This window comes from Rhodococcus sp. R1101 (assembly GCF_000278445.1).
In the GTDB taxonomy this organism is placed as follows: domain Bacteria; phylum Actinomycetota; class Actinomycetes; order Mycobacteriales; family Mycobacteriaceae; genus Rhodococcus; species Rhodococcus gordoniae.
This window is the reverse complement of record NZ_AJVB01000074.1, coordinates 1-12,295: the sequence shown is the minus strand read 5'-3', so window position 1 is coordinate 12,295 and position 12,295 is coordinate 1. Positions and strand designations below refer to the sequence as shown.

The following is a 12,295-nucleotide window of genomic DNA, read 5'->3' as shown; positions in this document are numbered from 1 at the left end:
TTCTCGGCGTAACCGCCGCCGGTGAGCAGGGCACAGACCCGGTCGCCGATGTTCCAGCCCGTCACCCCCTCGCCGAGTTCGGAGATCACCCCGGAGCATTCGAGGCCCAGGATGTCGCTCGCCCCGGGCGGCGGCGGATACAGTCCTCGCCGTTGCAGCAGGTCGGCACGGTTGACCGCGGTCGCCGCGACATCGAGAAGTACGTGCCCGGGAGGCAGGTCCGGGTCGGGCCGCTCGGTCCACCGGAGAACTTCTGGACCACCGGGTTCGGTGGCGACGATTGCATACATGTGTTCGACGCTATCGCGTGCGGCGCGGTGAGGGGACGGTCACTCCGGTCGAAACGCGGTCGTCTGCTCGTAGCTACCGAGGGGTAACAACGGACGATCGGCATTACACTCCCCGGCGTGACCAGCGAACGAGACGAACCCAAATGGTTGACCGCGAAGGAGCAGGGGGCCTGGCGTCTCTACGTGGACGGGAACAACCGTCTCATGAGCGCCCTCAGCCGATCTCTCAACGATCGACACGGCTTGTCGCTGGCCGAGTATCGGATCCTGGTGCTGCTCTCCGAAGCCCCCGACGGTGCGCTGCGCATGAGCGATCTCGCCGACGGGGTGCTGTCCTCGCGCAGCCGTCTCACCCATCAGATCCGGCGGATGGAACAAGAGAAGATGGTGGTGCGCAGCTCGTGCCCCGACGACGGTCGCGGCGTGCTCGCCACCATCACCGACGAGGGTCGGCGGCGACTGCGGGAGGCCGCACCCACGCACGTCGACGACGTGCGCACCCACCTCATCGACCTGCTGTCGGAGGACGAACTCGACATGCTGGCGCAGATCTTCGCGCGCGTCGAGCACGCTCTGGCCGATCGCTGACACTGCGAATCGGTTAGGCTCTGGCACGGAAGCGTGGCAGAGCGGCCGAATGCACTCGCCTTGAAAGCGAGCTTGGGTAACACCAACGGGGGTTCGAATCCCTCCGCTTCCGCGCAGGACCGCAGCCCCGGTGGACATCCATTCACCGGGGCTGCGGTCCTTCCGTCTTCGGAACGGCGTCAGCTCGGCCCGGCGAGCACCGCTCGTTCCACGGCCGCGGCCGCCCCGTCGTGCCAGGTTTCGCCGTGGCCGACGAGGACGTTCTTCGCGCCGGTACCGGCGATGGCCGACAGCGAGGCGAGGGCGGTCGTGCTGTCGGCGGTCGCCGCACCCGAAACGATCTGCGGACCGTGCCTGCCCGTGTACGGGTCGAGGGTGACGATCGCGTCGCCGACGATCACGGTGTCGCGATCGGGGAGATGCAGTGCGCAGTGCCCGTAGGTGTGTCCGGGGGTGTGGAGGGGGACAGGGCGACCCGGCAGGTCGAGCGGTTCGGAGTCGTGGAAGAGCGTCACGTCGTCGATGCCGCGCACCCACAGTGCCCCCGCCACGGTCATCCGGGTGAGCACGGGGATGCAGGCGGGATACCGGACCGGATAGAGCAGCCGATTGCGTTCGTGCTGGTAGCGGTAAGGGTGCGCGGCGAGGAACTTCTCGTCGCGATGCGCCCAGACCGGCACGCGCCACCGTTCCCGCAGTCGCTTCGCGGACCCGACGTGGTCGAAGTGGGCGTGCGTGAGGACGACTCCCCGCACCTCGTCGACGCGTCGGCCGAGCCGTGAGATCGCATCCTCGATGCGGCGGGCGGTCGCCGGCAGTCCCGTGTCGACGACGGTCACTCCGTCGTCGTCCTCGATCAGGTAGACGTTGACGTCGGCGTGCGCGAGACGATGTACGCCGGGCGCTACATCCGTGTGGAGCATGACGGCCCCTTCGCTCGTGGGACGTGCGGGTTCAGCTGTGTCCGTCGATCTCGTCGGCGATGAAGGCGGCCCACGACCGCACCTCGTCCTCGCCCGGGGACGGGGAGAAGGACCGGTAGTCGAGTGCCGCGAGTTCGGACACCGGATCCGGTGTGTCCTCACCGTTTTCGTCGCCCACTGCGAACAGCCACACGAGCTGCTGACTCAATGCGGAGGCCCGCGACGACAACAATTCGAGGGTGTCCGGCGAGTATTCACCGGCATCGACCTCACCTCCGAAGACGACGCCCTCGAATTCCTCCGACCTCTCGAGATCCGAGATGTCACCGACGGTGACGTCGATGTCCCGCTCACCGAGCGCATCGGCGACGAGCTGAGCGATCTTCTGGGTCGGACCTTCGGGACTGTCCGTGACGACGAGAACGGTCATTGTGTCTCCAGCATGTTCGACGACTCGGGTTCACTGGTGCGTTCCCGGTCGCCGAGAGGAGGAAACATGGCGCGGTCGTGTCAGTGCGCGCCACCGAGCGCTCGTACTCCGGGTGCCCCCGAGCGGCGGACGAAGTCGGAGTCGGCGAGCCGTTCGTCCGCGCCGAGATCCAGCGACAGGTCGACGGTGCCGGCGAGCCGGTAGGGCTTGCTCTCGATCACGTCTCCGATCGCGCGTCGCAGCCGGGACACCTCGGCCCGGACCGACACGGCATGATCGTCGTCCCCGTAGAGGGCCCGGCTGAGCGCCGCGACCGTCATCCCGACCGGGCTGCGCTCGTGCAGCAACAGCAGGATTTCGGCCTGACGCGCGGTGACGAGAGTGCGCCACGAGTCGCCGTCCCCGAAGACCTCCACGGTCGGCGACGACGACACGTGCAGAATCATCCGCAGTCTCGAGGCCGCCGCCGCCCCGCGTATCAACCAACCGTGCGAAAGACGTTCGGGTACGCACAATCCCATCCCCGGTACGGTCAGGGGACGGGCCTGTCGCGGAACCGCGACCCGTTCGGCGGCGATGCCGGAGGCGTGCGCGACCCAGCCGTCCTCGTCGACGAGCAGTACCGGACCCCGGGTCGACGACAACAGCGGAGCGGCCTCGGTGCGGAGCTTTTCGAGGCGCACCTCGTGCCGTCGCCACAACTGCGATTCGGCGAGCCGGACGGCGGTGTCGACGAGGGCGACGATGGCCGGATGCAGGGTCAGTGCAGGGCCGCTGACGTCGACGATGCCCAGCAGGTCGCCGCGGATCGGGTCGTGGATCGGGGCAGCGGTGCAGTACCAGGGGTGCTGGGTCGTCTCGAAGTGCTCACCCGAGAACAGCTGGACGGGTGCGGCCTCCGCGAGCGCCGTGCCGATGGCATTGGTGCCGACCGTCGCCTCGGTCCACACCGTTCCCTCCTGGAAACCGAGGGCGTCGGCGCGGGAACGGATCGGTGCGGAACCGCTGCGCCAGAGAATCACGCCGTCGGCATCGGTCACCACCAGCAGCAGGTGGGAGGCGTCGGCGACGGGCGTGATGACCTGCTCGAGGTCGCCGATCACCGCGGAGAGGGCGGACGCGCGGCGGCGCCGCTCGACCTCCGCGGCCGGCAGACGGTTGCGCTCGTTGATCCCGGTGGGATCGAGTCCGGCGTCGAGCACGCGCTGCCATGAACGGGACACCAGCGGCCGGGGTCGCATCGGTGACCGGGCGCCGCCGATCACCGCGTCGTGCATCCGCGTCAACTCGCGCGCGTACCGCGACAGGTCGGTGCCGGGCGCGATCGCGCTGAACGTGGTCACGGTCTCCTCTTCGTCGTCGTCCTCGGAGCATAGGGCGCAAATGTGTGATGCGCCACAATCCGGTACCTGTGCAACGTGATGCAACGCTTGCCGGGCGCGGCCACAGGGAGTGTCCTGGATCACATCACCACCGGAAAGGACTCACCATGACCGACACCCTCGACAAGCCCGCGACCTCCGGCACCGCGACTCCCGACGACCGCGTCGACGCCTGGTTGCAGGCGTTCGGCACCGCCCTCGCGCAGCGCGACGTCGACGCCGCTGCCGGCCTGTTCGGCACCGACTCCTTCTGGCGCGATCTGGTCGCTTTCACCTGGAACCTGAAGACCGTCGAGGGACGCGAGGGCGTCTCGGACATGCTGCACGCGCGACTCGCCGAGACCGACCCGAGCGGCTTCCGCACCACCGAACCGGCGACCGACGACGACGGCGTACTCAGCGCCTGGATCGCATTCGAGACCGCGGTCGGCCGCGGAGTCGGTCATCTGCGTCTGAAACGCGACGAGGAGAGCGGCGAGGATCGCGCCTTCACGCTGCTGACCACGATGCAGGAACTGAAGGGATACGAGGAGAACAAGGGCACGCGTCGTCCGCGCGGTACGAAGCACGGCGCGGACAAGCAGCGGGTCACGTGGTCGGAGCAGCGCGAGATCGAGGAACGCGAACTCGGATACACGCGCCGGCCGTACGTCGTGATCATCGGTGGTGGTCAGGGTGGGATCGCGCTCGGCGCCCGCATGCGCCAGCTCGGAGTCCCCGCGATCGTGCTCGACAAGTACGACCGGCCCGGCGACCAGTGGCGCGGCCGCTACAAGTCGCTGTGTCTGCACGACCCCGTCTGGTACGACCACCTGCCGTACCTGCCCTTCCCCGACAACTGGCCGGTCTTCGCACCCAAGGACAAGATCGCGGACTGGCTCGAGATGTACACGAAGGTGATGGAGGTTCCGTACTGGTCGAAGTCGGAGTGCACCTCGGCGAGCTACGACGAGGAGACGGGGGAGTGGACGGTTCACGTCGTGCGCGACGGCGAACCGGTGATCCTCCGGCCGAAGCAGCTCGTCATCGCGACCGGCATGTCGGGTAAGCCGAACATCCCGGACTTCCCGGGGATGGACCTGTTCCGCGGCGAACAGCACCATTCCAGCGCCCATCCCGGCCCCGATGCGTATGCCGGCAAGAAGGTCGTCGTGATCGGCGCCAACAACAGTGCCCACGACATCTGCGGTGCTCTGTGGGAGGTCGGCGCGGACGTCACCATGGTGCAGCGCTCGTCGACGCATATCGTCAGATCCGATTCGCTCATGGATCTCGGCCTCGGCGACCTGTACTCCGAGAGGGCCCTCGCCGCCGGCGTCACGACCCAGAAGGCCGACCTGACCTTCGCGTCCCTGCCGTACCGGATCATGCACGAATTCCAGATCCCGATCTACGAGAAGATCCGCGAGCGCGACGCCGACTTCTACGACCGGCTCGAGAAGGCGGGCTTCCGGCACGACTGGGGCGACGACGGCTCGGGTCTGTTCATGAAGTACCTGCGTCGCGCCTCCGGGTACTACATCGACGTCGGTGCCTCGGAGCTCGTCGCGAACGGCGACATCGCGTTGGCCCACGGCAACGTCCGTGAACTCACCGAAACCTCGGTGATCCTCGAGGACGGCACCGAACTCGACGCCGATCTCGTCGTCTACGCGACCGGCTACGGCTCGATGAACGGCTGGGTCGCCGACCTGATCTCCCAGGAGGTCGCCGACAAGGTGGGCAAGTGCTGGGGTCTGGGCTCCGAGACCACCAAGGACCCCGGTCCGTGGGAGGGCGAGCAGCGCAACATGTGGAAGCCCACGCAGCAGGACGGTCTGTGGTTCCACGGCGGCAATCTGCACCAGTCGCGGCACTACTCTCTGTACCTGGCGTTGCAGCTGAAGGCGCGCTACGAAGGCATCCCGACCCCGGTCTACGGACTGCAGGAGGTGCACCACCTCCGCTGACGACCCGGCTCGCACGCGTCGCCCTCGCCCACCCGGCGGGGGCGACGCCGCCGTACTTCCTCCGATTCGTCACGAATCGGAGGACCAGTATTAGGGTCGCGTGCAGGTCCGCTTGACCGGGTACAGGTAGGGGCTGTGAGATCACTCCAGGTCGTCGGGGGACGGGGAGTTCGATGGTGAAGAGACTTGCGGCGGCTGTCGCGGTGGCGTTGATGGTGCCGATCTCCGGCGCGACGATCGCCCATGCCCAACCGGCGTCGGCCAGGATCGATCACGTCGAACGTGTCGGCGACAGGCAGACGAAGCTGTTCGTCCATTCGCCCGCCATGGGCAGGATCATGCAGGTGCAGGTGCTGCACCCGGCGGGGGAGGGTTCACGCCCCAGCCTGTATCTGCTCGACGGTGTCAGCGCCGGCGAAGAGTCCGACTTCCGCGAGAGCACGTGGACGCAGCGCACCGACATCGAGGAGTTCTTCGCCGACAAGAACACCAACGTCGTGCTTCCCGTCGGCGGCACCGCGAGTTACTACACCGACTGGAACACGCCCGATCCCGTCCTCGGGGTCAACAAGTGGGAGACCTTCCTGACCGAGGAACTGCCACCGCTGATCGATGCCGAATTCGGCGGCAACGGCGTCAACGCGGTCGCGGGACTGTCGATGGGAGCCACCGGAGCGATGTCGCTGATCACCCGTAACCCCGACCTCTACCGAGGGGTCGCGGCGCTGAGCGGGTGCTACGACACCTCCAGCGACTCCTCCCGCGACACGGTTCGCGGAACCGTTGCTTACAAGGGCGGCAACCCCGACAACATGTGGGGACCACCCGAGGACGGTCGGTGGGAGGAACACGACTCCTACCTGCTCGCCGAGAAGTTGCGCGGCAAGGAGGTCTTCCTGAGCACCGGCAACGGCCTGCTCGGTCCGCACGATCTCGGCGCCGGCCAGGACGTGCTCACCGTCGGTGCGCCGCTCGAGCTCGGCACTTTCGTGTGCACCGTCACCTACGATCGTCGCCTCCGCGAACTCGGCATTCCCGCGCGCGTCGTCTACCGCCCCTGGGGCACGCACTCGTGGAGTTACTGGCAGGACGACATCAAGGCCGCATGGCCGACCCTCGAGGACGCACTCGGACTCCGCTGACCACATCCGCGCATCGTCGGGGACCGTCTCAGTGCAGGCGGATGCGATCGACGGCCGGGGGCTCCACACGCGAGCGGGTCGCCAGATAGCTGTTGAGGGCGTCCAGGCTCTTGCCCGCCCCGACCAGTCCGTGCGCTTCGGTGCACACGCTGAAACCGTCTCCGCCGCCGGCCAGGAAGTTGTTCACCACCACCTTGTACACGCGCTCGGGGTCCCCGGGCTCGCCGTCGATCGTGATCGACCGGATGCGTTCGCCACGCGGCGCCAGCCGGTCGAGGGTGTAGTTCAGATTGTGCGACGGGGCCAGGATGCGTTCGATGTCCGAGCCCACCGCACTCTTCTGGAACTGCTGCTCGAGCAGCGCGTCGAGTTGGGCTCCTGTGAGGTCGAGAACCTGCAGCATGTTCCCGAAGGGCTGCACCGCGTAGGTCTCCCGGTACGAGACGGTGCCCTCTCCCGCGAGCAGGTCGCTACGGAGTCCGCCGGGGTTCATCAGGGCGATCTGCGCCCCCAGATGCCGCGTCGCCGCGAGTTGGGCGTCGGCCACCAGATTGCCCAGTGCCGATTCCCCACTCGGAGTCTCACGCCGCGTGATGTCCGCGTCGATGCGGGCGATCGGCCGGTTCGCGACCTCCGCCGACGTCTCCACCGCCCGGTCCACGAATTCGAGTGTGGCCGGATCCGGAGCGATGTCGTGCGTGACCACCTGCGTGAAGACGACGGTGCTGTCGCGCCGCACCTCCCGGCTCTGACGATCGATGGCGAGGTCGGCGACCGACAGGATGCGTCCGTGCGAGGCGCCCTGCACGACCGTGCGTGGCCTCCCCGCCGGGTCGGTGTAGGTGCAGTTGAAATGCCGGTCGCCGTCGGAAGTGATGATGAGGTCCACGTCGGGAGAGACGGATGTCGCGATGGCCGCGGCCCCGCCGTCTCGGCTCGGACACGGATCGTCGCCCTCGATTGCGCCGATGTCGCCCTTGTAGAGCACCACGATCGAGCGGACGCCGAGCGCACCGAGGATGTCGGCGGTGCGATTGACGGAGGCGATCTCGTCCTCGAACCGCAGCCCCGCGATCGCGTCGGGCCGGATCATGTCGGGGGTGTTGCTCGGCACGACGCCGATCACTCCGACGGGCACTCCGTCCACGTAGTCGATGCTGTAGGGGAGTGCGGCGGGTGTTCCGTCCGTCGTGGTGAGGTTGGCGCCGAGGATCGGGAAGTTCGCGCCCTCGAAGGGCTCGGCGTAGCGGCAGCCTTCCTTCGGGTGGCAACCGCCGTCGCGCAACCGCTCGAATTCGGCGTAACCGCGGTCCAGTTCGTGGTTGCCGAGGGCCGCGGCGGTGAGATCGAGTTCGCCGAGCAGAGCGATGGTCGGCTCGTCGTGGAACAGACCCGACTCGAGCGGCGACGATCCCCAGGTGTCGCCCACGGCGTAGAGCACGGAGTTGTCGGCCTGTTCCCGGAGCTGCCGGACGTAGGCGGCGAGATAGGCCGCACCACCTGCGGGGACCGAGACACCGTCCGATCGGACGACCTCACCGTGGAGTCCCTCCGGGGGGAGGAGATTTCCGTGTAGGTCGCCGAACGCGATCACCCGGAGCGGGACGGTGTTCGACGGCACGGTGTTCGCCGGTGCAGCGCCGGCGGGCGCCGAACCGCCGAAGGCGACCAGCGAGCCCACGATGGCGCAGGCCGACAGGGCGCGACGCACCGTGCCTACCCCCATACAGTGCCTCCGACCCCGGCTCGATCCGACCGCCCGAGTCTGGCAGGCCCGGATCACGCGGCCGATACCCAGCCATAACGGTTGGGTCTCGTCACGGGGTCAGCCGATGCCGGCGAGTGCCCGTCCCTGCCCGGTCGCGAAGTCGAGGAACAGATCGTTCTCGTGCGGGTCGCCGATCGTCACCCGGGTTCCCTCGCCGGTGAAGTTGCGCAGCACCACACCCGCTTCCGCCGCTGCCTCGGAGAACGCGGCGGAGCGTTCGCCCAGCGGCAGCCAAAGAAAGTTCGCGGCACTCGCGGGCGCCTCGTAGCCGGCGTCGACGAGTGCGGCGTGGACCCGTTCCCGTTCGGCGACGACACCCTCGGTGCGGGCGAGCAGCTCGTTCGCGGCGCCGAGCGACGCCACGGCGGCCGTCTGGGCGAGCGAGTTGACGGAGAACGGGATGTGGACCTTGCTCAGCGCGGTCACGACCGTCGGATCGGCGACCGCATATCCGACGCGAATGCCCGCGAGGCCGTAGGCCTTGGAGAAGGTGCGGAGCACGACGACGTTGCTGCGACCCTCTGCGAGTTCGAGACCGTCCGGCAGATCTTCACCCGGCTCGGGGCGGACGTATTCGAAGTACGCCTCGTCCAGGGCGACGACGATGTGCTCGGGGACGGCGTCGAGGAACTGCTCGAGCTCCGCCTTGCCCAGCAGCGATCCGGTGGGGTTGTTCGGATTGCACACGAAGATCAGGCGCGTTCGGTCGGTGATCGCGGCGAGCATGGCCTTCAGATCGTGCCCGTGATCCGCGGTGTTCGGAACGCGCACGGCGGTCGCGCCGGCCACGGCCGCGATGATGGGGTACGCCTCGAACGAGCGCCACGCGAAGATCACCTCGTCGCCCGCGGCGCACGTGATCTGCACGAGCTCCTGGCACAGGCTCACCGACCCGCAGCCCACGGCGATCCGCTCGGTCGGGACACCGAGCCGCTCCGCCAGTGCCGCGACGAGCTCGGTCGCGCCGTTGTCGGGGTAGCGGTTGAGGCCGGCGGCGGCTTCTGCGATCGCCTCCCGGACGCTGGGGAGCGGGCCGATCGTCGTCTCGTTGCTGGCGAGCTTCACCGCACCGGGGAACGAGCGGCCCGGAACGTAGGCGGGGATCGATTCGAGGTCGGGGCGGGTCCGTGGAGTCACGTGGTGATTATGCGCCCCGTCGTTCGGCGCCGTGTCGGCAGGATGGCGAGTAACGCCGGTCTGCGAGTCTCTGACCAGGCGTTTTGCGTTTCCCTGCGGGGCATGTGTAATGTTTCGATCCGGCGGTTCGAGAGCATCGAATCCCCGAGGAGGCGTGCCAGAGCGGCCGAATGGGACTCACTGCTAATGAGTTGTCCCCCTTACCGGGGACCGGAGGTTCAAATCCTCTCGCCTCCGCCAGTTGGTGTAGCGTCACCGACGACAATTGAATACACATGCGCCCGTAGCTCAACGGATAGAGCATCTGACTACGGATCAGAAGGTTAGGGGTTCGAATCCCTTCGGGCGCACACACGAAGCCCCCACCAGAAGAAAACTCTGGTGGGGGCTTCCTCGTATCTCTGGTTACCGGGTCGCCACGACACGGAATCGACACGGCTCGCCGGCCGGGTTCATCGCCCTCTTGTGGCTGTCTTCACTCCGCGAGGGGAGCCACGTGACTCACTCGGACACGCACTCGTCGCCGAGCCGTCCCGGCCGCTGTTCATCTCGGCACCGCCGAGCAGCACGTCGCGCGGTACACGCAGCTCACGAAGGGTTGATCGCACAGGTCTCGGGTCCGGTGCGGGGAGGTCATCCCTGCGCCTGCCCTGTATCCGTGTCCGGGGGCGACGACAGAGCGTCCTCCACGCGAGTCGCGGCGGCAACGGGGTCTTCGTGCTCCCACACCCGCACCACCGTCCACCCCGCGGCCTGCAGGCGCGTGTCGGTGTCCCGATCGCGCTGTACGTTGGCGGCCAGCTTGGCGGCCCACCATTCGGCGTTGTTCTTCGGGTAGGTCGCGTGGTGCGGGCAACTGTGCCAGAAGCAGCCGTCCACATAGACCGCTACCCGGCGACGAGGAAAGACCAGGTCGGCACGTCGCCGCAGTCCGGGCAGTGGAGCACGGTCGACGAAGAACCGCCGGCCACGCCGATGCAGCTCTCTGCGCAACGCCACTTCGGGAACGGTGTCGCGCCGCCGCTGCCGGCTCATCCGCGCACTGGTACGCGGATCCGTCCCGGGCCGATCGGACGACGCCATCACCGTGGCTCCATCTCCGTGTCTCAGGCTGCCACTCGCGGGAAGCCGCCCATACGTTCGAGGTGGTTCTCCACGTCCTCGAGGAATCCCGGCAGGAAACGCAGGTTGCCGGAGCGTGCGCGGCGGAGGAAACCTGCCGTCGCCCGCGCCGACAGCAGACGAGCATCGAGGAGGTAACCCCCGAGGTCCTCATAGGGCGCCTGGACCGGCCACTGCGACTCGTGCACGCGGAACGCCTGTCCACGCGTACCCCACGCGGCGCTCGGCCAGGTGTCACCCGGACGCAACGGTGTCTCGTGATCGGAGCTGTACCCGATCGGGTTGTTCAGTCGGTGGCCCACCCACGACGCCATCCGGACGCTGACCGCATTGCCGACCAGACGCCACCGGTGCCCGGACCGAACGCCGGGAGCCTCGACGGCGGGGGCGGTCCAGTCGGCGTCGAATCCCTGGAGTCGCTCCGCGTCGGTCAGCCCGGGGGTGACGATCTCGCCGGACGGCAGTCGCACGGCCGGCGGACTGGCGATGCCGAGGGTCGAGCCACCCTTGAGCGTGGGCACGGCGTTGACCGCCCATCCGAGTCCGCGCACACCCTCGGTCCAGTAGAAACCGCACGGGAACAGGTCGGGGTTGCCTTCGAGGGGCATCCCGGCGTCCTCGCCGAACAAGACCGTGCGGGGGTCGTCCGTGCGCGAGGCGACCATCAGGACGCGGTGCCGGCGCTGGGGAAGGCCGAATGCGCGGGCGTCGACCACGCGATAGGCCCACATGTAACCGAGTTCCTCGAACGCATCGGTGATGTGGCGCATCGCTGCACCGCGACCGAGCTGCAGCATGAAGGGAACGTTCTCCACGACGAGCCAGCGCGGGCCGTTCTTACGCTTGACGAGACGGAACACTTCGTCGACGAGTCCGGACTTCGATCCCGTGATGCCGGCCGTACGGCCCGCCTGGGAGAGGTCCTGGCACGGGAAGCCGGCGGCGACGAGTTCGGTATCGCGGGGGAGAGAGCGGAGACGCGTGACGTCCGGATGAAGGGGAACGTCGGGAAAACGCGTGCGCAGTACTGCCTGCGCACCCGGCTCGATCTCGCAGAGAAGTTCGGTGTTCCACCCGTGTCGCCCGAGTCCGAGCTCCAGCCCGCCGATACCGGCGAACAACCCCACCATGTTCCCCGTCGACGTCACGGCACCCTTCCTCGCTCAGCTCAACGGTGAACGTTACTCGAGAAGTAGGACGATCCGTGAGCGGACGCGACGAGCACCACGGTCGAGGGGTCACCCTGCTCCTCGGGTGGGGAACTACGGGAGGTCGAAACATGCTTTGAGCAGGCGATTTGGTGTTCTCGGAGATGTTCGCGTAACTTATTCCAGGTCAGAGCGACACGGACACCGACCCGGGCCGAAAGGAACGGGACAACGAGGTTGGACGAAGGCGCCTGCAGATTTCACTGGTTCGAAACCTTCTGGTAAGGTTTCGAGTCGCCCCTGGTTCCGAAAGCAACACGGACTTGCATCTGTGAGCAAGAGGAAGTAGGCTGGAACAGTTGCCTCGGAGCGGGTTGGACGACAGTCCGGAACGTGATGATGTGTGCGTGTTCTTT

The 12,295-nt window shown here is 67.7% G+C and carries 11 protein-coding genes and 3 tRNA genes; 6 read left to right on the top strand and 8 right to left on the bottom strand.

Annotated elements, in window-relative coordinates; genetic code table 11:
- On the bottom strand, nt 1-290 hold a 290-nt coding region (locus R1101_RS26095), incomplete at its 3' end, for an alcohol dehydrogenase catalytic domain-containing protein (RefSeq protein WP_037222481.1).
- A 117-nt stretch (nt 291-407) separates the two neighbouring features.
- On the opposite strand from R1101_RS26095, the gene R1101_RS0107775 reads away from it, so the two are divergent.
- Nucleotides 408-878 carry a MarR family winged helix-turn-helix transcriptional regulator gene (locus tag R1101_RS0107775; protein WP_016932881.1) on the top strand — a complete coding sequence of 157 codons (471 nt, stop codon included), beginning with the start codon at nt 408-410 and terminating at the stop codon, nt 876-878.
- Nucleotides 879-905: 27 nt separating this feature from the next.
- Nucleotides 906-990 (top strand) — tRNA-Ser (locus R1101_RS0107770).
- Between the two features lie 67 nt (nt 991-1,057).
- On the opposite strand, the gene R1101_RS0107765 is transcribed toward R1101_RS0107770, so the two are convergent.
- The 3 genes from R1101_RS0107765 to R1101_RS0107755 all read right to left on the bottom strand — a co-directional run bounded on the left by R1101_RS0107765 (nt 1,058) and on the right by R1101_RS0107755 (nt 3,574).
- Complete coding sequence (locus R1101_RS0107765) at nt 1,058-1,801, bottom strand: MBL fold metallo-hydrolase (RefSeq protein ID WP_016932880.1); 744 nt, start codon at nt 1,799-1,801, stop codon at nt 1,058-1,060.
- A 31-nt stretch (nt 1,802-1,832) separates the two neighbouring features.
- Nucleotides 1,833-2,231 carry a flavodoxin domain-containing protein gene (locus tag R1101_RS0107760; protein WP_016932879.1) on the bottom strand — a complete coding sequence of 133 codons (399 nt, stop codon included), beginning with the start codon at nt 2,229-2,231 and terminating at the stop codon, nt 1,833-1,835.
- Nucleotides 2,232-2,311: 80 nt separating this feature from the next.
- Nucleotides 2,312-3,574 carry a helix-turn-helix domain-containing protein gene (locus R1101_RS0107755; protein WP_016932878.1) on the bottom strand — a complete coding sequence of 421 codons (1,263 nt, stop codon included), beginning with the start codon at nt 3,572-3,574 and terminating at the stop codon, nt 2,312-2,314.
- Nucleotides 3,575-3,720: 146 nt separating this feature from the next.
- On the opposite strand from R1101_RS0107755, the gene R1101_RS0107750 reads away from it, so the two are divergent.
- Together R1101_RS0107750 and R1101_RS0107745 are read left to right on the top strand one after the other, a co-directional pair.
- Nucleotides 3,721-5,562, top strand: coding sequence for an NAD(P)/FAD-dependent oxidoreductase (locus R1101_RS0107750; RefSeq protein WP_016932877.1), 1,842 nt, complete (start codon nt 3,721-3,723; stop codon nt 5,560-5,562).
- A 173-nt stretch (nt 5,563-5,735) separates the two neighbouring features.
- Complete coding sequence (locus R1101_RS0107745; RefSeq protein ID WP_026003003.1) at nt 5,736-6,704, top strand: alpha/beta hydrolase; 969 nt, start codon at nt 5,736-5,738, stop codon at nt 6,702-6,704.
- 28 nt (nt 6,705-6,732) lie between these two features.
- On the opposite strand, the gene R1101_RS0107740 is transcribed toward R1101_RS0107745, so the two are convergent.
- Nucleotides 6,733-8,430, bottom strand: coding sequence for a bifunctional metallophosphatase/5'-nucleotidase (locus R1101_RS0107740; protein ID WP_016932875.1), 1,698 nt, complete (start codon nt 8,428-8,430; stop codon nt 6,733-6,735).
- A 99-nt stretch (nt 8,431-8,529) separates the two neighbouring features.
- Nucleotides 8,530-9,609, bottom strand: coding sequence for a histidinol-phosphate transaminase (hisC, locus tag R1101_RS0107735; protein ID WP_016932874.1), 1,080 nt, complete (start codon nt 9,607-9,609; stop codon nt 8,530-8,532).
- Between the two features lie 148 nt (nt 9,610-9,757).
- Between hisC and R1101_RS0107730 the strand changes: the two genes are divergently transcribed.
- Both R1101_RS0107730 and R1101_RS0107725 read left to right on the top strand, forming a co-directional pair.
- Nucleotides 9,758-9,849 (top strand) — tRNA-Ser (locus tag R1101_RS0107730).
- A 37-nt stretch (nt 9,850-9,886) separates the two neighbouring features.
- Nucleotides 9,887-9,959 (top strand) — tRNA-Arg (locus R1101_RS0107725).
- A 283-nt stretch (nt 9,960-10,242) separates the two neighbouring features.
- Here R1101_RS0107725 and R1101_RS0107720 read toward each other — a convergent pair.
- Nucleotides 10,243-10,692, bottom strand: a complete 450-nt coding sequence (locus R1101_RS0107720; protein WP_037222479.1) for a very short patch repair endonuclease — start codon at nt 10,690-10,692, stop codon at nt 10,243-10,245.
- Nucleotides 10,693-10,715: 23 nt separating this feature from the next.
- Nucleotides 10,716-11,861 carry a DNA cytosine methyltransferase gene (locus R1101_RS0107715; protein WP_037222483.1) on the bottom strand — a complete coding sequence of 382 codons (1,146 nt, stop codon included), beginning with the start codon at nt 11,859-11,861 and terminating at the stop codon, nt 10,716-10,718.
- Nucleotides 11,862-12,295: the final 434 nt, after the last annotated feature.